This is a genomic window from Roseateles sp. FW301-B2 (genome assembly GCF_058788955.1).
Map to the genome: position 1 here is coordinate 1 of NZ_JBYTBE010000033.1, position 18888 is coordinate 18888.

18 protein-coding genes are annotated in these 18888 nt (G+C 69.2%); 12 read left to right on the forward strand and 6 right to left on the reverse strand.

Annotation, left to right across the window (positions count from 1 at the left end; translation table 11 throughout):
• Window positions 1-173: 173 nt before the first annotated feature.
• The gene (locus AC3WQY_RS19455) at window positions 174-1004 is read right to left on the reverse strand and encodes a substrate-binding periplasmic protein (RefSeq protein ID WP_285233456.1); all 831 of its coding nucleotides are present in this window, start codon (window positions 1002-1004) and stop codon (window positions 174-176) included.
• A gap of 171 nt (window positions 1005-1175) precedes the next feature.
• Here AC3WQY_RS19455 and AC3WQY_RS19460 point away from each other — a divergent pair, with 171 nt between their 5' ends.
• Window positions 1176-1673, forward strand: coding sequence for a YqaA family protein (locus tag AC3WQY_RS19460; RefSeq protein WP_285233455.1), 498 nt, complete (start codon window positions 1176-1178; stop codon window positions 1671-1673).
• Window positions 1674-1753: 80 nt separating this feature from the next.
• Window positions 1754-3241, forward strand: a complete 1488-nt coding sequence (locus AC3WQY_RS19465; RefSeq protein WP_492710180.1) for a carboxypeptidase M32 — start codon at window positions 1754-1756, stop codon at window positions 3239-3241.
• Window positions 3242-3442: 201 nt separating this feature from the next.
• Here AC3WQY_RS19465 and AC3WQY_RS19470 read toward each other — a convergent pair whose 3' ends face one another.
• Complete coding sequence (locus AC3WQY_RS19470; RefSeq protein ID WP_492710182.1) at window positions 3443-4702, reverse strand: patatin-like phospholipase family protein; 1260 nt, start codon at window positions 4700-4702, stop codon at window positions 3443-3445.
• 31 nt (window positions 4703-4733) lie between these two features.
• Window positions 4734-5408, reverse strand: coding sequence for a phasin family protein (locus AC3WQY_RS19475; RefSeq protein WP_492710184.1), 675 nt, complete (start codon window positions 5406-5408; stop codon window positions 4734-4736).
• A 217-nt stretch (window positions 5409-5625) separates the two neighbouring features.
• On the opposite strand from AC3WQY_RS19475, the gene AC3WQY_RS19480 reads away from it, so the two are divergent.
• From AC3WQY_RS19480 to AC3WQY_RS19495, 4 genes are all read left to right on the forward strand, one after another.
• Window positions 5626-7620, forward strand: a complete 1995-nt coding sequence (locus AC3WQY_RS19480; protein WP_285233451.1) for an SDR family oxidoreductase — start codon at window positions 5626-5628, stop codon at window positions 7618-7620.
• 122 nt (window positions 7621-7742) lie between these two features.
• Window positions 7743-8345, forward strand: coding sequence for a DUF1326 domain-containing protein (locus tag AC3WQY_RS19485; RefSeq protein WP_492710186.1), 603 nt, complete (start codon window positions 7743-7745; stop codon window positions 8343-8345).
• Window positions 8338-9126 (forward strand): DUF2182 domain-containing protein, encoded by a 789-nt coding sequence (locus tag AC3WQY_RS19490; protein WP_492710188.1) that lies wholly within the window; start codon window positions 8338-8340, stop codon window positions 9124-9126. Before AC3WQY_RS19485 ends, AC3WQY_RS19490 begins: the two co-directional genes overlap by 8 nt.
• A gap of 7 nt (window positions 9127-9133) precedes the next feature.
• A complete protein-coding gene (locus AC3WQY_RS19495; RefSeq protein WP_492710189.1) occupies window positions 9134-9985 on the forward strand; it encodes a DMT family transporter in 852 nt (283 codons plus the stop codon).
• On the opposite strand, the gene AC3WQY_RS19500 is transcribed toward AC3WQY_RS19495, so the two are convergent.
• On the reverse strand, window positions 9982-11004 hold the full coding sequence (locus AC3WQY_RS19500; protein ID WP_492710191.1) for a zinc-binding alcohol dehydrogenase family protein: 1023 nt from the start codon (window positions 11002-11004) through the stop codon (window positions 9982-9984). The two genes, AC3WQY_RS19495 and AC3WQY_RS19500, sit on opposite strands and share 4 nt — an antisense overlap.
• Before the next feature lie 99 nt (window positions 11005-11103).
• Between AC3WQY_RS19500 and AC3WQY_RS19505 the strand changes: the two genes are divergently transcribed.
• Complete coding sequence (locus AC3WQY_RS19505) at window positions 11104-12075, forward strand: LysR family transcriptional regulator (protein ID WP_492710192.1); 972 nt, start codon at window positions 11104-11106, stop codon at window positions 12073-12075.
• Between the two features lie 17 nt (window positions 12076-12092).
• Entirely contained in the window at window positions 12093-12929 is an 837-nt protein-coding gene (gene nudC / locus AC3WQY_RS19510) for an NAD(+) diphosphatase (protein ID WP_492710194.1), read from the forward strand.
• Here nudC and blaOXA read toward each other — a convergent pair.
• Complete coding sequence (blaOXA, locus tag AC3WQY_RS19515) at window positions 12904-13728, reverse strand: class D beta-lactamase (protein ID WP_492710196.1); 825 nt, start codon at window positions 13726-13728, stop codon at window positions 12904-12906. The two genes, nudC and blaOXA, sit on opposite strands and share 26 nt — an antisense overlap.
• A gap of 76 nt (window positions 13729-13804) precedes the next feature.
• Here blaOXA and AC3WQY_RS19520 point away from each other — a divergent pair, with 76 nt between their 5' ends.
• The 4 genes from AC3WQY_RS19520 to AC3WQY_RS19535 are packed head-to-tail and all read left to right on the forward strand — an operon-like array spanning window position 13805 to window position 16540.
• Window positions 13805-14269 (forward strand): RDD family protein, encoded by a 465-nt coding sequence (locus AC3WQY_RS19520; RefSeq protein ID WP_285233443.1) that lies wholly within the window; start codon window positions 13805-13807, stop codon window positions 14267-14269.
• Window positions 14266-14796 (forward strand): DUF1697 domain-containing protein, encoded by a 531-nt coding sequence (locus AC3WQY_RS19525; RefSeq protein ID WP_492710197.1) that lies wholly within the window; start codon window positions 14266-14268, stop codon window positions 14794-14796. The genes AC3WQY_RS19520 and AC3WQY_RS19525 overlap by 4 nt, the downstream gene beginning before the upstream one ends.
• A 3-nt stretch (window positions 14797-14799) precedes the next feature.
• On the forward strand, window positions 14800-16023 hold the full coding sequence (locus AC3WQY_RS19530) for a saccharopine dehydrogenase family protein (protein ID WP_492710199.1): 1224 nt from the start codon (window positions 14800-14802) through the stop codon (window positions 16021-16023).
• Window positions 16024-16033: 10 nt separating this feature from the next.
• Window positions 16034-16540, forward strand: a complete 507-nt coding sequence (locus AC3WQY_RS19535) for a hypothetical protein (RefSeq protein WP_492710200.1) — start codon at window positions 16034-16036, stop codon at window positions 16538-16540.
• Window positions 16541-17225: 685 nt separating this feature from the next.
• Here AC3WQY_RS19535 and adh read toward each other — a convergent pair.
• A complete protein-coding gene (gene adh, locus AC3WQY_RS19540) occupies window positions 17226-18746 on the reverse strand; it encodes an aldehyde dehydrogenase (protein ID WP_492710201.1) in 1521 nt (506 codons plus the stop codon).
• Window positions 18747-18888: the final 142 nt, after the last annotated feature.

Genomic DNA, 18888 nt, shown 5'->3' on the forward strand with positions numbered 1-18888 from the left:
AGCCTGGAGCAGGCGATCCAGATCCTGCAGCGCGGCCGCGCCGACTACCTGGTCTATGAGGACATGGGGGAGGGCCGGGCGTGGCAATCGATGCGATTGCTCAAAAATGAGGCAGGAGTATACCTTCCCCGTGGCCCCTCGCGGCCCGCTCGCCGCGCACCCGCTGCGCGGCACTACGGCGCCTGGTTCTGCTTGCGCCAGAGCTGGATGCTCTTGTCGATCAGGCCGTTCATCAGCTTGGGATCGCGCGCGAGCTTGTAGAGCGCACGCGCCAGCCGGCCGCGCAGCTCGGGCGTGTTGCAGGCCGATCGGTGCGAGAGCGTCAGGTAGAGGTTCTCGTTCGCCACCGGGGGCGCGAGCTGCTTGATGTCGGCAATGCCCATCTTGGCCAGAAAGGCCTCGCCGGGGCTGTCCTCATAGACCAGGTAGTCGGCGCGGCCGCGCTGCAGGATCTGGATCGCCTGCTCCAGGCTGGCCACCTGGGTGATCTTGAGCGTCTCCTTGGCGTAGCGGTCGAACTCCTCGCCGAAGCTGTTGTTGATCACCGTCACGCCCTGCAGGCCGACCAGATCGCCCCAGCGGCGGTAATTGAACTTGGCGCCCTTGCGGGCCCAGATCACCGAGCGGGTCTCGCGGAAGGCCGGGTGGAAGTAGTCCATGTACTCGGTGCGCGGCTGGGTGAAGAAGGCCCCGGCGATCAGGTCCAGCTTGCCGGCGCGGGTCTCTTCCTGCACACGGCCCCAGGGGCCGACATAGCGCACCTCGATGGGGATGGCGATTTCTTTGGCCAGCCACTGCATCAGCTCGGTATTGGCGCCGATCAGGCGGCTCTCGTCTTCCGGGTCGCGCCACAGATAGGGCGGGTACTGCGGATTGCCCGAGGCCTGCAAGACCTTGCAGTTTTCGATGGCTTGCGCCGCCGCCGGTGCTTGCGCCAGCGCGGCAGCCGCGGCCAGGGCCAGCCTCGACAGCCAGCCTGCGCCCGACACTTTGGACCCCAACATACCCGACCTCACAGTCAACGTCGCTCTTGTGGTGCCGCCGCTTGCTGCGGCAGCCCTGGCGCACTGCTTTGACTCCCCTTGCCCCAGGCTCCCGACTCTGGCCGCCGCGCGGGCAGGGCACAAGTGCAAGGTCTTACAGGCATGGCATGGCTGCCACCCATAATCTTAGGGATGGAAGCTTGGTTGGAACAGCTGGTTTTCGCGATGTTGACAGCGCTGGCGCTGCCGCGCCTGGGGCTGGCGGCGATCTTCATCGTGTCCTTCATCTCCGCCACCCTGCTGCCGCTGGGCTCGGAGCCGGCGGTGTTCGGCCTGGTCAAGCTCAACCCTAGCCTGTTGTGGCCGGCCATCGCGGTGGCCACGCTGGGCAACACCCTGGGCGGCGCCGTCACCTGGGCAATGGGCTATGGCGCCGAGCGCGCCTACGAGCACCGCGCCCACCATGCGCCGCCGCATGCCCGCGCGCTGCGCTGGCTGGAGCGCTTCGGCCCCAAGGCCTGTCTGCTCAGCTGGCTGCCCCTGGTGGGCGACCCGCTGTGTGCGGTGGCGGGCTGGCTGCGCATGCCCTTCTGGCCCAGCCTGGCCTATATGGCGCTGGGCAAGTTGCTGCGCTATGTGGTGATGACGGTGGGCCTGCTGTGGTTTTTCCCCGGGCAAATTCACGCCTGAGAGCTCCCCCGCTTGGGTGGCCTTTGTCCGCCCCCGGCGCCAGGCGACACAATGCCGTCACCTTCAACGCCCTCACCATCATGAGCACGACCACCGCTTACGACGACCTCTGCCGCCGCCACGAGCGCCAGCACCGCCTCGCCCATCTGCAGTCCATCGCCTCCTGGGACCAGTCCGCCAACATGCCCGCCAAGGGCAACGAGGCGCGTTCGCTGGCGCTGGCCGAGATGGGCGGCCTGCTGCACCAGCTGGCCACCGATGGCGCCCTCAAGGAGTTGCTGGCGCGCGCCGAGGGCGAGGCGCTGGACGAGGTGCAGCGCGCCAATCTGCGCGAGATGCAGCGCGCCTGGCGTGCCTCCAACGCGCTGCCGCAGGCTCTGGTGGAGGCCAAGTCGCTGGCCAACTCGCGCTGCGAGCATGCCTGGCGCAGCCAGCGCCCCGCCAACGACTGGGCCGGCTATGTGGAAAACCTGCGCGAGGTGGTGCGCCTGCACCGCGAGGAGGCCAAGTTCCTGGCCGACAGCAGCGGCCTGGGCCTGTACGACGCGCTGATGGACCAGTACGAGCCCGGCATGCGCGCCGCCGAGGTGGACCGCGTGTTCGGCGACCTGCGCAGCTGGCTGCCCGGCCTGATCAGGGACGTGCAGGCCAAGCAGGCCCGGGAAACCACGCTCCAGCCGGTAGGCCCCTTCTCCAAGGCGGCGCAGCGCGCGCTGGGCCATGACGCGATGCAGCTGATGGGCTTCGACTTCGAGGCCGGCCGCCTGGACGAGAGCGCCCATCCCTTCTGCGGCGGCGTGCCCGAGGATGTGCGCATGACCACGCGCTACCGTGAAGACAGCTTCATGCAGAGCCTGATGGGCACCATCCACGAGACCGGCCATGGCCGCTACGAGCAGAACCTGCGCCGCGACTGGCTGGGCCAGCCGATCGCCAACGCGCGCTCGATGGGCCTGCACGAGAGCCAGAGCCTGTCCTTCGAGATGCAGCTGGGCAGCCACCCGGCCTTTGCAAGCCTGCTGCGCCCCCTGCTGGTGAAGCATCTGGGCGACCAGCCGGCCTTCGAGGAGGGCAATCTGCACCGCCTGCTGACGCGCGTGCACCCGGGCTATATCCGCGTGGACGCCGACGAGGTGACCTACCCGGCGCATGTGATCCTGCGCTACGAGATCGAGCGCCCGCTCATCGAGGGCCTGATCGAGGTGGACGACATCCCCGCGCTGTGGGACGCCAAGATGATGGAGCTGCTGGGCCTGGACACGCGCGGCAACTACAAGGACGGCTGCATGCAGGACGTGCACTGGGGCGGCGGCCTGTTCGGCTACTTCCCCTGCTACACCCTGGGCGCCATGTATGCGGCGCAATGGTTCGCGGCGATGCGCCGCGAGATGCCGGACCTGGACGCGCGCATCGCGCGCGGCGAGCTGAGCGCCGTGTTCGACTGGCTGAACGCCAAGATCTGGAGCCAGGGCAGCCGCTACGAGACCCCCGAGCTGGTGCAGCGCGCCAGTGGCGAGACGCTCAACCCGGCGCACTTCAAGGCCCATCTGCAGAGCCGCTATCTCTGAGGGGCTGAGTAAAAGCAAACAAGGCACCGAGGGCTCTCGCCCTGGTGCCTTGTGCAGCGCTCTTGGTCTCTACTCCTCGAGTGCCTTCTTCCTCAACGACGGCCTTGCTTGTTCGGCTGCCTTGGTTTGAATTCTGCTGTGCGGCGCCGCGCTCGGCAGCCCCTCATGTGCTGGGGCTTCGGCGGGCGTTCGTGATCTGCATCACGCTGGCTGAGGCAGGTAGCGCGCTTCCAGGCTGCTGAGGGCGCGGTCCAGCCGCACCAGCGCGCGCGCGGTGCGGCCGGCGCCGGGCAGTTCGGGTGGCAGCAGGCGGCGTTCGTTGTCCAGCAGCATGGCGGTGCGCAGGCGCAGGCCATGGCCGGCCAGGGTCTCGCCCAGCTCGGGCGCGCGTTCCAGCAGCTTGGCGCGCGTGGTCTGGTAGGCATGCTCGGCCAGATGGCGGCGCTGCGCATAGCTGAAGGTATTGGCCAGGAACAGCTCGGCGTCGCGGTGGTCGGGCTCGAACAGCAGGATGTCTGTCTCCGGGTGGCTGCGCGCATAGCCCTTCATGCCCAGCTCCAGGCGCGAGTGGATCAGTGAGCGCAGGGTCTGGCTCAGCACCACCGGCAGGCCGCCGTCCACCAGGCGCGGAATCCTCGCCCTCTTGGCAAAACCTGACCCCGCGGCCTGGGGGTTGGATTCGTAGGGCACGAGCGGATTCAGGCAGATCAGCAGATCCAGCCCCTCCTCCAGCAGCACCGAGGCGTGGATGGTCTTCTTCAGCGCGCCGTCCACGTAATGGCGGCCGCCAATCTCCACCGGCGGGAACAGCCCCGGCAGGGCGGCGCTGGCCTGCACCGCGCGCGAGATCGGCACATGGTCGAAACCCGGCATGCCGAACGGAATCGACTCGCCGCTGTCCAGATCGGTGGCCACCAGCACGAGGCGGTGCTTCAGGGCGCGGAAATCGTCGCTGCGGCCGGGCAGGCTGAACTGCTTGTGCAGTTGCGCGGCCAGCGCGTCGCCCGAGAGCAGGCCGGTGGGCAGGGCGCGGCCGAGGCGCTCGAAGGCGCCCAGCAGCGAGCGGCCCTGCACGGCGGTCTGCCAGATCGCGCCGCCCACCAGGCGCGGCAGCTTGCGCAGGCGCGCCAGGTATTCGTCCCAGGCCGGGTGCAGCAGCACCGTGGGGTCGAAGCTGTCGGGCGGCTCCAGGCTGTTCTCGATGAAGGCCGCGCAGAGCTGGTGCGGGGTCAGGCCATTGATCAGGCCGGCCGCGATGAAGCCGCCGGCGCTGACGCCGATGTAGCTGTCGCAGGCGGTGAAGTCCAGGCCTTCGACCGCCTCCTCGATGGCGCAGAGCGCGCCGATCTCGTAGATCGCCCCCAACGGCCCGCCACCCGCCAATGCCAGACCGATGCGCGCCTTTGTTTCCTTCGTCTTGTTGTCAACGCGAGGCGGGCGGGCGGAGCGGCGGCTGGGCATGCGGTACTACGGGACTCGAGGGGCTGCTGCTTCAGGCTTGCGGGCTGGCGGCCTCGGCGGCGGGCGCGGTCTTCTTCGCGACGGCCTTCTTGGCGGCGGCCTTCACGGCCGCTTTCGCCGGCGCCTTCACCGGAGCCTTCGTCGGCGTTTTAGCGGCGGCCTTTTTGGCAGGCGCCTTGGCGGCCACCTTCTTGGCGGCGGGCTTGGCAGCGGCCTTCTTCGGCGCGGCGGCCTTCTTGGCCGGTGCCACGCCGACCGCCACGCTGAGCGCGTCGATGCGGGCGATCAGCGAGTCGATGTCCTTGGCGCTGGGCACGCCCAGGCGGTTCAGCGCGCGCGCCACGCGCTCCTCGAAGATGGACTCCAGCTTGTCCCAGTGCTGGCCGGCCTTGGCGCCGACATCGCCGGCCATGCCGGTGACCTTGCTGGCCACGGCGCTGAGCTTGGTCTCAGCGGCGGATTGGGTTTTCTTCTGCAAGTTCAGGCCCTCCTTGACGAGCGCTTCGAACACCTTGCCGCCTTCACCCTGCGCCTTGGAGAACGCGCCCAGGCCGGCGGCCCAGATCTGTTGCGCCGAGTCCTTCACCGCCTGCGCGAGGTGGTTGTCCAGCAGGCCGGCGGGCAGGGCACCGCCCAAGGCATCGGCGAAGCCATTGCCGGCGGCAGGCTTCTTCTTGGCGGCGAGTTTTTGCAGCTTCTTGACCATGAGTGAGTCCTTTGATGGGGTGGCGCCACCGGGCGCTTGATGCGCGGTGTGCAGGCTTCACTATAGGGCCGGCGCTCGCGGATTGGGCGCGCAAAGCTAGTGCGTGGCCTCTATCCAGCGGCGGCTTGGGGAAAGCGCGCAGCAGGCGCGCCCGCGGAATCGACAAGAATCAGAGCGATCATCCAGGGTAAGACAGTCCAACAGATCAGGAGACAGCATGCAGTACTTCGTCACGGGTGCCACCGGCTTCATCGGCAAGCGTTTGGTCAAGAAATTGCTCACACGCCGCGGCAGCACGGTGTACTTCCTGCTGCGCCAGGAGAGCGCCGAGAAGCTGCCCGAACTGCTGGAGTACTGGGGCGTGGCCAAGACCCGCGCGATTCCGGTCTATGGCGATCTCACCGCCAAGAAGCTGGGCGTGAGCGCCGAGCAGATCAAGGCGCTGAAGGGCAGCATCGACCATGTCTACCACCTCGCCGCGGTCTACGACCTCAAGGCCGACGAGGAAAGCCAGATCCGGGCCAATATCGACGGCACCCGCAGCATGGTGGAGTTTGCCCAGGCCATCGATGCCGGCCATGTCCACCATGTGAGCTCGATCGCCGCTGCCGGCCTCTACGAGGGCGTGTTCCGCGAGGACATGTTCGACGAGGCCGAGAACCTCGATCACCCCTACTTCAGCACCAAGCACGAGAGCGAGAAGATCGTGCGCAAGGAGTGCAAGAAGCCCTGGACGGTGTACCGCCCGGCCATGGTGGTGGGCGACTCCACGACCGGCCAGATGGACAAGATCGACGGCCCCTATTACTTCTTCAAGCCGATCCAGCGCCTGCGCCAGATCCTGCCGCCCTGGATGCCCTCGATCGGCCTGGAGGGCGGGCGCGTCAACATCGTGCCGGTGGACTTCGTGGTGGATGCGCTGGACCACATCAGCCACCAGCAGAAGAAGAGCGGCGGCTGCTTCCACCTGGTAGACCCGGTGGGCTACCGCGTCGGCGACGTGCTGGACATCTTCTCCAAGGCCGCGCATGCGCCGAAGATGAATCTGTTCGTCAACGCCGCGCTGCTGGGCTTCATCCCCAAGAGCGTGAAGAAGGGCCTGATGGCGCTGGCGCCGGTGCGGCGCATCCGCAACGCGGTGATGAAGGACCTGGGCCTGCCCGAGGACATGCTCACCTTCATCAACTACCCGACCCGCTTCGACTGCCGCGAGACCGAGGCGGCCCTCAAGGGCTCGGGTGTGGCCTGCCCGAACCTGAAGGATTACGCTTGGCGCCTGTGGGACTACTGGGAGCGCCATCTCGACCCGGACGTGCTGATCGACCGCAGCCTCAAGGGCACGGTAGCCGGCAAGGTGGTGCTGGTGACGGGCGGCTCCTCGGGCATCGGCCTGGCCGCGGCGATCAAGTTTGCCGAGGCCGGCGCCATCACCCTGATCTGCGCGCGCGACGAGGTCAAGCTGGCCGAGGCGGTGAAGGAGATCAAGGCCGCCGCCGGCAAGGAGGCGCAGGTGCACAGCTTCTCGGCCGACATCGCCAACGAGGAGAGCTGCGCCGCCATGGTGGCCTGGATCAACGAGAACTTCGGCGGCATCGACTTCCTCATCAACAACGCCGGCCGCTCGATCCGCCGCGCCATCGAGAGCAGCTACGACCGTTTTCACGACTTCGAACGCACCATGCAGCTGAACTATTTTGGTTGCCTGCGTGTCACCATGGGCCTCTTGCCCGGCATGGTGGCCAAGCGCAAGGGTCATGTGGTGAATATCTCCAGCATCGGCGTGCTGACCAACGCGCCGCGCTTCTCTGCCTATGTGGCTTCCAAGGCGGCGCTGGATGCCTGGACGCGTTGCGCCTCCAGCGAGTACGCGGATCTGGGCATCACCTTCACCACCATCAACATGCCGCTGGTGCGCACGCCCATGATCGCGCCCACCAAGATCTACAACAACGTGCCGACGCTCGCGCCCGAGGAAGCGGCCGACATGATCGCCCAGGCCTGCATCAGCAAGCCGGTGCGCATCGCCACCCGGCTGGGCATCACCGGCGAGCTGATGCACGCGCTGGTACCGCGCGTGGCCCAGATCGTCATGAACACCAGCTTCCGCATGTTCCCCGACAGCGATGCCGCCAAGGGCGAGAAGGGTGGCAAGCCGCAGCTCTCGGCCGAGGCGATCGCGTTGCAGCAGATGATGCGCGGCATCCACTTCTAAGACCCCTAGAGTGCAGGGGCGCGGCACTGGTTGCTGCGCCGGCCCGGGCGTAGCATCGCCAGGCCCTGTCGCGGTCGCGGCGCGGCGTGCGAAGCAAGGCAAGGTAAGGTAAGGGGGTTTCCATGGGCTACCACCTCGAAGGGCGTTTGCTGGAGGTCTGCAACTGCAAGGTGCTGTGCCCTTGCTGGATCGGCGAAGACCCCGATTTCGGGACCTGCGACACCATCGTCGCCTGGCGTGTCGACAAGGGGCTCATCGAGGGCGTGGATGTCAGCGGCCTCACCATCGCCGCCGTGGCCCATGTGCCCGGCAACATCCTGCAGGGCAACTGGACGGCGGCCATCTTCGTCGACCAGAACGCCAGCAAGGCCCAGGAAGATGCCTTGCTGAAGGTCTACACCGGCCAGGCCGGCGGGCCGGTGGCCGATCTGGCCAAGCTGATCGGCAAGGTGGTGTCGGTGGAGCGTGCCGACATCAAGTTCACCGTGCAGGGCGGCAGCGGCAAGCTGGAGATCGGCAGCGACTACTACGCCGAGCTCGAGCCCTATGTGGGCGCCAGCGGCGCCAAGACCACCCTGGCCGAGACGGTGTTTTCCACCGTGCCCGGTGCCCCGGTCTATGTGGGCAAGGCGCCCAGCTACCGCTCCAAGAACGCGGCCCTGGGCATAGACCTGAACCTGAAGAACCACAACGCCCTGCAGAGCACCTTCGTGTTCGATGCCTGACGACGTTCGGGCCGCGCGCCATCGGCGCGTCCTCGTGCCCCTGCTGCTGGCCCTGGCCGCGCTGGCCTGGGCGGCGCTGTGGGCCTGGGCGGCCAGCCCCTATGGCCGCTATCTCGAGCATGGCGGGTGGGGCGGCGAGGGGCCGCTGGCGCAACTGTGCCGCGCCGTGCCCGGCGCCACCTGGCTGCTGCATGGCCTGGCCTGGGCGCTGATGATCACGGCGATGATGCTGCCCACCACCTTGCCGCTGTTCAACGCCTTCGCGCGCGTCAGCGACGGGCGCGCCGACCGGCCGCGCCTGCTGGCGCTGCTGGGCCTGGGCTATCTGGCGGTCTGGGGCCTGTTCGGCCTCGCCGCCCATGGCCTGCAGGAGTTGCTGCTGGCCGGCGTGGACCGCCTGCCCTGGCTGGCCTGGAATGCCTGGGCCGTCGGCGCCTTGAGCTTTGCCCTGGCCGGCGCCTTCCAGTTCAGCGCGCTCAAGCACCGTTGCCTGGACAAATGCCGCACGCCGCTGAGTTTCGTGATCGAGCATTGGCGCGGCCGCCACCCGGCGCGCCAGGCCTTTGCGCTGGGCGCCCACCATGGCCTGTTCTGCGTCGGCTGCTGCTGGGCCCTGATGCTGCTGATGTTCGTGGTGGGCATGGGCAATCTGGGCTGGATGCTGCTGCTGGCCCTGCTGATGGCGATCGAGAAAAACCTGCCCTGGGGGCGCCGCATCAGCGCGCCGCTGGGCCTGGCCCTGCTGGGCGGGGCGCTGTGGATCTTGCTGGCGCATCTGTGATGCCCCCATGATCGCGCGCCGCACCCTGCTGCTCACCGCCCTGGCCATGCTGGCCTTTGCCGCCAATTCGCTGTTGTGCCGGGCCGCGCTGCAGCAGGCCAGCATCGACCCGGCCAGCTTTGCCAGCGTGCGCCTGGCCTCGGGCGCGGCCATGCTGGCGGTGCTGATGCGCTGGCGCACCGCCGAGGCCGCGGCGCTGGCCACCGACTGGCTGGCGGTGCTGATGCTGTGGCTCTATGTGGCGGGCTTCTCCTTCGCCTACCTGACGCTCAGCGCCGGCACGGGCGCGCTGATCCTGTTCGGCGCGGTGCAGCTCACCATGTTCGGCGCCGGCCTGCGGGCCGGCGAGCGCTTCGCGCCGCAGGCCTGGGTCGGCCTGGGCCTGGCCCTGGCGGGCCTGCTCTATCTGGTGGCGCCCGGGGTGGCCGCGCCGGCACCGCTGGGGGCACTGCTGATGGGGGTGGCCGGGGCGGCCTGGGGCGTCTATTCCTTGCGCGGCCGGCGTGCCGGCGGCAACCCGCTGGCCAGCACGGCGCGCAACTTCCTGTGCGCCACGCCGCTGGCGCTCCTGATGAGCTTGCTGATGCAGGGCCAGCTGCAGCTGCAGACCCAGGGCCTGCTGCTGGGCATGGCCTCGGGGGCGCTCAGCTCTGGGCTGGGCTATGTGCTCTGGTACGCGGCCCTGCCGGGGCTGGGCGCCCTGCGCGCCGCCAGCGTGCAGCTGCTGGTGCCGCCGCTGGCGGCGCTGGGCGGCGCGCTGCTGCTGGCCGAGCTGCCCACGCTGCGCCTGACCCTGGCCTCGCTGGCCATCCTGGGCGGCGTGGCCCTGGTGCTGCTGAGCCGCGCAAGAGGCCGCTAGAAGCCCTGCAGCACCAGCTTGCCGCGCGTGTGCTGGCCCTCCAGCAGCGCATGGGCGCGCTTCAGCGTCGCGGCATTGATGGGGCCCAGCACCTCGCTGAGGGTGCTGCGCAGCGCGCCGGCATCGGCCAGGCGCGCCACCTCGGCCAGCAACTGGCCGACCTCGGCGAGGTCGTGCGTGGCATGCAAGGGGCGCACAAACATCATCTCCCAGTGCAGCGAGAGGCTCTTGCCCTTCAGCGCCATCACGTTCAGCGCATCGGGCGCGAAGTCGTCGATCATGCCGATGCGGCCCTGCGGCTCCAGCGCGGCGACGATGTCGTTGAAATGCAGTGGCGTGTGGGTCAGGCTGGCGGCATAACGCAGCGGGGGCGCGCCCAGCGCTGCAATCTGCGGAGCGAGGGCCTGCGTGTGGTCGATCACATGATGGGCGCCCAGTTCACGCAGCCAGGCGGCCGATTCCGGACGCGAGGCCGTGGCGATCACGGTCAGCTGCGGCGCCAGCCGGCGTGCCAGCTGCACCAGGATGGAACCCACGCCGCCGCCCGCACCCGTCACCAGCAGGCTCACCGGCCGCTCGGGCCTGGCTTGCACCTGCAGGCGCTCGAACAGCAGCTCCCAGGCGGTGATGGCGGTGAGCGGCAGGGCGGCGGCCTCGGCATCGCTCAGGGTCTTGGGCGCGAGCGCGGCGATGCGGTGATCCACGCATTGCAGCTGGGCATAGCTGCCGGGGCGGTTGATCTCGCCGGCATACCAGACCCGGTCGCCCGGCGCAAAACCGCTCACCTCGGCGCCGATGGCGCGCACCACGCCCACCGCGTCCCAGCCCAGCAGCACCGGGCTGCCGGCATCGGGGGCGGGGCGGCTCATGCGCACCTTCACGTCCACCGGGTTGACGGCGATGGCGCTCACTTCCACCAGCAGATCGCGCGGGCCGGGGGTGGGGGCGGGCAGTTCCAGGTTCAGCAGGGACTCGGCGGCCTGCAGCGGCAGGTTCTGGTAATAGCCAACGGCTTTCATGGATCAGCTCCTCAAGGAAAGAAAAACAAGTTGCGATGGCCGCTATCTTGGTGCTTCAATGCTTTCCGAAAAACAGGCTGGATCGACAATCAGTTTCAAATGAAAATTGAAAATACCGATGAGCTGAGGCTGCTCGTGGAATGCGCCCGCGGCGGCAGCCTGACGGCCGCCTCCCGGGTCATGCAGATCACGCCGGCGGCCGCCAGCGCCATGCTCAAGAAGCTGGAGGCGCGCCTGGGCGTGCGCCTGGTGGAGCGCAGCACGCGCGCGCTGCGCCTGAGCGCCGCGGGCGAGCAGCTGCGCGACTATGGCCAGCGCGCGCTGGAGCTGCTGGACGAGGGGGTGGCCCTGGTGAGCGAGGAGCAGCAAGGCGGCCGGGCCAAGGGCCGTGCCACCGACGCACGCCTGCGCGGCCGCATCCGCATGAGCGCCTCCAGCGACCTGACGCGCCGCCAGCTGCTGCCCCTGCTCGATGCCTTCATGCAGCAGCACCCCGGCGTGGAGCTGCACCTCAGCGTCGGCGATTCGCTGCTGGACATCTACAAGGACGAGGTCGACGTGGCGATTCGCTACGGCCTGCTGGCCGATTCCGGCCTGGTGGCGCGCAGGCTCACCGAGGTGAACCGGCTGGCCGTCGCCAGCCCGGCCTTTCTGCAGCGCCATGGCCGGCCGGTGCATCCGAGCGAGCTGAGCGCCTGCGAATGCCTGACCTTCAAGATCCGCAACCGCCATGAGCGCCAATGGCGCTTCCGCCAGAGCGACGAGGGGCCGGTACTGGCGGTGCCGGTGCAGGGGCGGCGCAGCACCGACGATGGCGAGATCGCCCATGGCTGGGCGCTGGCGGGCCTGGGCGTGGTCTACAAGAGCGAGCTGGACGTGCGCGCCAGCCTCGCCCAGGGCCTGCTGGTGAACCTCTTCCCCGACTGGATCGGCGACCGCCTGCCCCTGCATGCGGTGATGCCCAGCCAGCGCTTCATGCCGCAGCGCGTGCGGGCGCTGGTCGAGCACCTGGCCCAGGGCCTGCAGGCGCGGCCTTCCGATACAGTGGCCGCCAGCCGCCCGCATCGATAGCCCTTTTCCATTCATCCATGCACTTCATCCCTGCCGTTCAGCCCGACGAGCCCGCCAGCGCCCAGGCCTGGCATTTCGTTTTTTTCGAGGGTCAGGTCTTGCTGCCGGCGGACCTGCCCCTGGAGGCCGGGCTGCGCGTCGCGCCAGAGGAAGCTGCGGCGCAACGCCATTACCTGGGCCGGCTGGATGGGCTGGACTGCTGGACCCTGCGCCTCGCGGCGCTGCCCGCAGACCGCCAGCCCATGCCGCTGCGCGCCGCCATGATGGCCCTGCCAGAGCCCCTGATGGCGGTGGCCGGCCGCGCCGCCCAGGTGCTGGAGTGGGACCGCGCGCACGCCTTCTGCGGCGTCTGCGGCACGCCCACCGAGCGGCTGGCGCATGAGCGCGCGCGCCGCTGCCCGGCCTGCGCGCAGGTGGCCTATCCGCGCCTCAGCCCCGCGATGATGGCGCTGCTGTGGCGGCGCCCGGCCGGGCGCGTGCCCGAGCTGCTGCTGGCGCGCGGCCCGCAGTTCAAGCCCGGTTACTTCAGCGCGCTGGCCGGTTTCGTCGAGGCGGGCGAATCGCTGGAGCAATGCCTGCACCGCGAGGTGGCCGAGGAGGTGGGCGTGCAGGTCAAGGACCTGCGCTACTACGGCAGCCAGAGCTGGCCCTTCCCGCACAGCCTGATGGTGGCCTACACGGCCGAGTGGGCGGGCGGCGAGATCGTGCCGCAGCCGGGCGAGATCGAGGAGGCGGCCTGGTTCCCCATCGATGCCCTGCCCGGCGTGCCGCCGCGCTTCAGCATCTCGGGCCATCTGATCGAGGACACGGTGCGCTGGCTGAGCGGGCTCAGTCCAACAGACCCAGCTCCCTGAGCATGGCCCTGGCGATGGCCTCGCGCTGCGGGGCCAGCGCGTCGCGGCGCATCTCGAGGTTGAGCGCGAAGCTGCAGGCCGTGCCGTCCGCGCGCTCCAGCCAGCCCACATACCAGCCCACCGCCGGCTTCACGTCATTGGCCCAGCCGGTCTTGGCGTAGAGCCGCCAGGCGCCATCCTTGGCCTGCTCGCGCAGCATCACGCGCTTGCCCAGCTCCAGCGTGCGCGCCGCAAGCGGCAGGCGGCCCTCGTTGAGGCGGCGCAGGAACTCCACCTGCTCCACCGCCGAGATGCGCAGATCGCCGTCCAACCAGAAACTGTCGAGCCGGGGGCCGATGCGCGCATTGCCGTAGCGCATGGCCTGCAGATAGCGCTGCATGCGTGCCGCGCCCACATGGCGCGCGATGTCCTGGTAGACCCACACGGCCGAGACTCGGAAGGCGCTGGTGAGCGTCTGGTCGCGGTTCCAGTCGTCCAGCCAGCGGCGCTGGCCGTCCCAGGCATAGGGGTGGCGGTCGTCGATGGCCTCGCCGGTGTCCAGGGCGATCAGGGTGTTGGGGATCTTGAAGGTGGAGGCCGGGATGAAGCGCTCGTAGGCGCGCGCGGCGTTCACCACCTGCCAGCGGCGCGTGGCGGTGTCGAACACCACCAGCGTGCCCACGGTGTTGTGCTGGCCGAACAGCGCCTGCAGCTCGGGCCGCTCCTGCCAGGGCTCGGCGGGCTCCGGTGCGGTCTGGGCCCGGGTGGGCAGGGCGGTGGCCAGCAGGCTGGCGAGGGTGAGCAATTGGCGGCGCTGCATGGTGCATCGATTTTGCCTGCTGCCACCACCATGCGGCCACAATGCGCTTCTCAGCCACGCAGCGCCCTTGTCATCCATGCAAAACCAAGCTCAGCAGCCCGAACTCGAATACGTTGGCTTCTGGCTGCGGCTCTGGGCCTCGCTGATCGACACCGCCATCATCGCCGCCCTGATCTACCCGGCCTTGCAGCTCATCTATGGCAAGGCCTATTGGAGCGGCACCAGCCTGGTCCAGGGGCCGGCGGACTTCCTGCTCTCCTTCGTGCTGCCGGCGGTGGCGGTGATCCTGTTCTGGCTGGCGCGCCAGGCCACGCCCGGCAAGCTGGCGATCGGCGCGCGCATCGTTGATGCCCGCAGCGGCGGCAAGCCCAGCACCGGCCAGCTGCTGCTGCGCTACCTGGGCTATTACCTCGCCGCCATTCCGCTGTTCATGGGCCTGATCTGGGTCGGCCTGGACCCGCGCAAGCAGGGCTGGCACGACAAGCTGGCCGGCACGGTGGTGGTGCGCAACAAGCCCTCAGTGCGGTTCGAGAAGGCATGAGCCGCTACATCGCCCTGCTGCGCGGCATCAATGTCGGCCGCGCCAAGCGCATCGCCATGGCCGAGCTGCGCGCCCTGGCCGAGGGCCTGGGCCATGGCCGGGTGGCGACCCTGCTGAACAGTGGCAATCTGGTGTTTGAGTCGGCGCGCCGCGACGCACTGACGCTGCGCAAAGAGCTGCAGCAGGCCATCGCCGCGCAGCTCGGCGTGGACTGCGCCGTGGTGGTGATCACCGCCGCGGAGCTGGACGCCGCCCTGGCCGGCAACCCCTGGCCCGATGCGGTGGACGAACCCTCGCGCTTCCTGATCGCATTTGCCGAGCAGGCGCTCACACCGGCCTTGCCCCTGGCGCAGCAGGATTGGGGCGTGGATCGCCTGGCCGTGCAGGACAAGCGGGCCTATCTGTGCTGCGGCAGCGGCATCCTGGAAAGCCCCATGCTCAAGGCCTTCACGCGCGAGGCCGGCACGCTCAGCACCTCGCGCAACTGGGCCACCTTGCAAAAGCTGCAGAACCTTGTGCGAGCATAGGCGATGCATTACGACCTGATCGTCTTCGGTGCCAGCGGCTTCACCGGCCGGTTGGTGGCGGACTACCTGAACCGGCGCTACGGCGTGGGTGGCGAACTGAGCTGGGCGATGGCCGGGCGCAGCGCCGCCAAGCTGGCCGAGGTGCGCGCGCAGATCGGCGCGCCCGCCACCCTGCCGCTGCTGGTGGCCGACGCGGCGGACCCGCAGGCCCTCAAGCAACTGGTGGCGCGGGCCCGGGTCGTGATCACCACCGTGGGCCCCTACCAGCGCCATGGCGAGACCCTGGTGCGCGCCTGCGCCGAGGTGGGCACCGACTATGTGGACCTGTGCGGCGAGCCCGGCTGGATGGCCACCATGATCCCGCAGCTGCAGGGGCCGGCCGAGCGCAGCGGCGCGCGCATCACCTTTTCCTGCGGCTTCGACTCCATCCCCTTCGATCTGGGCGTGCTGTTCCTGCAGGACGAGGCGCTGCGCCGCTACGGCGAGCCGCTCACGCGCGTGGGCGGCCGCGTGCTGGTGCTGAAGGGCGGCGCCTCGGGCGGCACCATTGCCAGCGCCCTGGCCAGCTACGAGGCGATGGGGCGCGACCCCGAGCAGGCGCGCCTGATGGCCGATCCGTTTGCGCTCACCGCGGTGACGCCGGGCTTTCGCGGCCCGGCCCAGCCCGATGGCGAGCATGCCGCGTTCGACGAGCAGGCCCAGGCCTGGTCGGGCCCCTTCGTGATGGCCGTCATCAACACCAAGAATGTGCACCGCACGAATGCCTTGCGCGGCCATCCCTGGGGGCGGGACTTCCGCTACGACGAGCGCCTGCTCACCGGCAAGGGCCGCCAGGGCGAGCGCCGCGCACGCCTGCTGGCGCGCTCGGCCTGGCTGCAGGAGCGGCTGCTGGGCTTTGCGCCCACGCGCGCCCTGCTGCGCCGCTTCGTGCTGCCCAAGCCGGGCGAGGGCCCCAGCCCCGAACAGCAGCGCAAGGGCCGCTACGAGATCGTCTTCCATGGCGAGACGGCCGACGGCCGGCGCCTGGCCGCGCGCGTCAAGGGGCAGGGCGACCCGGGCTATGGATCGACCTGCAAGCTCATCAGCGAGGCGGCCCTGTGCCTGTTGCAGGACATCACGCGTGGCATGACACCCGGTGGCGTGTGGACGCCCGGCGCCGCCATGGGCATGGCCCTGGTGCGGCGCCTGCAGGAGCGCGCCGAGCTGAGCTTTGCCATCGAAGATTGATCTTCAAGCAATGCGGCAACTCCTGCTCACTATCGCGCTGCGCCTCTTGGCCTGCGCGGCCGTGATCTATCTGCAATGGCGCTGGCTGGGCGCCGTCGGCCTGGTGCTGGGCGCGCCGCTGCTGGGCGTGGCGCTGGCCAGGCCGATCCTGGACCTGCTGGGCATGGCGCGCCACAAGACCACCGAGGTGGTCTATCGCGATGTGAGCGGCCGCCATTTCGTGCACCGCGGCCAGATGCTGGACATTGCCGATGACGCGGCGCAGTTCCGCTGGCTGCGCATCAGCGATGTGCGCAAGCTCATCCACGGCCTGCCCGCCGATCAGACGCTGCAACAGCTGCGTCCCGACGGCGTGCACCTGGGCGAAAAGAAAAGCCAGCCCGCCCGCATCCAGGCCGAGGCCCTGCTCGAACTACTGGCCAAGGCCCAGGACACGGACACGCTGAAGTTCAAGCATTGGCTGGCGCAGGAGGTGGTGTTCCCGGCGGCGCAGCAACGCGCGCGCCGCCGGCACTGAGCGCCACCCGGGATAGGCCTAGAACGAGTTCTTCGCCGACGTGCAGGGAAGCCACCAGATGTGTTGCCAAGAAGGTGCGCTGGCGCCGCGGCCCAGGCCGGCAGGCACTCGGCCCCAGAGGCGGAGGCCTTTGCGCAAGCGCTCAGGCTTCCCTCGCTGCTCACCAAACCGGGACTCGCGCACAACTCGCCGTCGCACCCCTGCGGGCCGGCGTGTGCCAGTGGCACCCGCCTGTGCTCCAGCTCAAACAAGGTGCGCTCGGCACATCGCCTGGAGCGATGCGCAACCCGGTTTGGCTGCGCGGCTCGGCACCGCCAATGGGGCCTCGCACCTGCCGGCCCGTGCCGCTCGAATCACGCCCGTGGCACGAGGGGCGCGCACAAGTAGCGGTGTTGGCAAAGCACGGGGCGGGTGGCTGCGAAGGCCCTTTGCGCTGCCGAGGCGCGCAGGGGCTTGCGGCCGCGCGCGTACCCGCGCGCCTCAAGCACTGGAATGGCGCACTTTGTCTGAACGCAGCGAGCCGCAGGCGAGCGCAGTGAGTTGTGCGCCAGGCCGCAAGGGCCGAGCACCGCAGGGGAGCCCGAGCGCAGCGAGGGCCTGCGCATCCGGGCCGCAGCGGCCACCCGCCCTGGGCTTTGCCGTCCGACCACCCCGGATGGAGGCTCCCCGTTGGTCGGGGATGAACCTAGAAGAAGCCCAAGGCGTTCGGCGAATAGCTCACCAGCAGGTTCTTGGTCTGCTGGTAATGGTCCAGCATCATCTTGTGGGTCTCGCGGCCGATGCCGGATTCCTTGTAGCCGCCGAAGGTGGCATGGGCCGGGTAGGCGTGGTAGCAGTTGGTCCAGACGCGGCCGGCCTTGATGGCGCGGCCCATGCGGTAGGCGCGGCTGCCGTCGCGGCTCCACACGCCGGCGCCCAGGCCGTAGGGCGTGTCGTTGGCGATCTGCAGTGCCTCGGCCTCGGACTTGAAGGTGGTCACCGCCAGCACCGGGCCGAAGATTTCCTCGCGGAAGATGCGCATCTGGTTGTGGCCCCTGAACAGCGTGGGCTGGATGTAATAGCCACCGGCCAGCTCACCGCCGAGTTCGGCCCGGCCGCCGCCGATCAGGCACTCCGCGCCCTCCTGCTTGCCGAGCTCGAGGTAGGACATGATCTTGTCCATCTGCATGGCCGAGGCCTGCGCGCCCATCATGGTGTCGGTGTCCAGCGGGCTGCCCTGCTTGATGGCCTTGATGCGCGCCAGCGCGCGCGCCATGAACTTGTCGTAGATCGATTCCTGGATCAGCGCACGCGAGGGGCAGGTGCAGACCTCGCCCTGGTTGAAGGCGAACAGCACCAGGCCCTCGATGGCCTTGTCGAAGAAGGCGTCGTCGGCGTCGGCGATGTCCTCGAAGAAGATGTTGGGGCTCTTGCCGCCCAGCTCCAGCGTGGCCGGGATCAGGTTGCCGGCGGCCGCCTGGGCGATCACGCGGCCGGTGGCGGTGCTGCCGGTGAAGGCGATCTTGGCGATGCGCTTGCTCTCGGCCAGCGGCATGCCGGCCTCGCGGCCGAAGCCGTTGACGATGTTGAGCACGCCCGGCGGCAGCAGGTCGGCGATCAGCTCGGCCATCACCATGATGCTGATGGGCGTCGATTCCGCTGGCTTGAGCACCACGCAGTTGCCAGCGCCGATGGCCGGCGCGAGCTTCCAGGCCGCCATCAGGATGGGGAAGTTCCAGGGGATGATCTGGCCCACCACGCCCAGCGGCTCGTGGAAGTGATAGGCGATGGTGTGCTCGTCGATCTCGCTCAGCGCGCCTTCCTGCGCGCGCAGGCAGCCGGCGAAGTAGCGGAAATGGTCGATCGTCAGCGGGATGTCGGCATTCAGCGTCTCGCGCATCGGCTTGCCGTTGTCCACCGTCTCGGCATAGGCCAGCTTCTCGAGGTTGAGCTCCAGGCGGTCGGCGATCTTCAGCAGGATGTTGGCGCGCTCGCCGGCGGGCGTGCGGCCCCAGGCGTCGGCGGCGGCATGGGCGGCGTCCAGCGCCAGCTCGATGTCCTCGGCGCCCGAGCGTGCGGCCTGGGTGTAGGGCTTGCCGGTGATGGGGGTGATGACCTCGAAGTACTGGCCCTTCACCGGGGGCACGAACTTGCCGCCGATGAAGTTGTCGTAGCGGGGCTTGAACTCGACCTTGGCGCCGGCGGTGTTGGGGTTGGCGTACAGCATGGCTTGTCTCCTGCTTGATGATGATGGTGGGTGTGCGAGCCGTCTTGTTTTGGGGGGCTCGGGGTCCTCATTGCACGCCGCGTGCCAGGCCGCGTTTGCGCCGCAACGGCCTTGTTCGGCGCAAGTCCGGGGTCAGTTGGGG

Coding starts and splice junctions, on each gene's coding strand:
- AC3WQY_RS19460 (WP_285233455.1), top strand. CDS start 1,176: ATGGAAGCTTGGTTGGAACAGCTGGTTTTCGCGATGTTGACAGCGCTG.
- AC3WQY_RS19480 (WP_285233451.1), top strand. CDS start 5,626: ATGCAGTACTTCGTCACGGGTGCCACCGGCTTCATCGGCAAGCGTTTG.
- AC3WQY_RS19465 (WP_492710180.1), top strand. CDS start 1,754: ATGAGCACGACCACCGCTTACGACGACCTCTGCCGCCGCCACGAGCGC.
- AC3WQY_RS19535 (WP_492710200.1), top strand. CDS start 16,034: ATGCGGCAACTCCTGCTCACTATCGCGCTGCGCCTCTTGGCCTGCGCG.
- AC3WQY_RS19530 (WP_492710199.1), top strand. CDS start 14,800: ATGCATTACGACCTGATCGTCTTCGGTGCCAGCGGCTTCACCGGCCGG.
- AC3WQY_RS19475 (WP_492710184.1), bottom strand. CDS start 5,408: ATGGTCAAGAAGCTGCAAAAACTCGCCGCCAAGAAGAAGCCTGCCGCC.
- AC3WQY_RS19495 (WP_492710189.1), top strand. CDS start 9,134: ATGATCGCGCGCCGCACCCTGCTGCTCACCGCCCTGGCCATGCTGGCC.
- AC3WQY_RS19485 (WP_492710186.1), top strand. CDS start 7,743: ATGGGCTACCACCTCGAAGGGCGTTTGCTGGAGGTCTGCAACTGCAAG.
- AC3WQY_RS19505 (WP_492710192.1), top strand. CDS start 11,104: ATGAAAATTGAAAATACCGATGAGCTGAGGCTGCTCGTGGAATGCGCC.
- nudC (WP_492710194.1), top strand. CDS start 12,093: ATGCACTTCATCCCTGCCGTTCAGCCCGACGAGCCCGCCAGCGCCCAG.
- blaOXA (WP_492710196.1), bottom strand. CDS start 13,728: ATGCAGCGCCGCCAATTGCTCACCCTCGCCAGCCTGCTGGCCACCGCC.
- AC3WQY_RS19525 (WP_492710197.1), top strand. CDS start 14,266: ATGAGCCGCTACATCGCCCTGCTGCGCGGCATCAATGTCGGCCGCGCC.
- AC3WQY_RS19500 (WP_492710191.1), bottom strand. CDS start 11,004: ATGAAAGCCGTTGGCTATTACCAGAACCTGCCGCTGCAGGCCGCCGAG.
- AC3WQY_RS19490 (WP_492710188.1), top strand. CDS start 8,338: ATGCCTGACGACGTTCGGGCCGCGCGCCATCGGCGCGTCCTCGTGCCC.
- adh (WP_492710201.1), bottom strand. CDS start 18,746: ATGCTGTACGCCAACCCCAACACCGCCGGCGCCAAGGTCGAGTTCAAG.
- AC3WQY_RS19470 (WP_492710182.1), bottom strand. CDS start 4,702: ATGCCCAGCCGCCGCTCCGCCCGCCCGCCTCGCGTTGACAACAAGACG.
- AC3WQY_RS19455 (WP_285233456.1), bottom strand. CDS start 1,004: ATGTTGGGGTCCAAAGTGTCGGGCGCAGGCTGGCTGTCGAGGCTGGCC.
- AC3WQY_RS19520 (WP_285233443.1), top strand. CDS start 13,805: ATGCAAAACCAAGCTCAGCAGCCCGAACTCGAATACGTTGGCTTCTGG.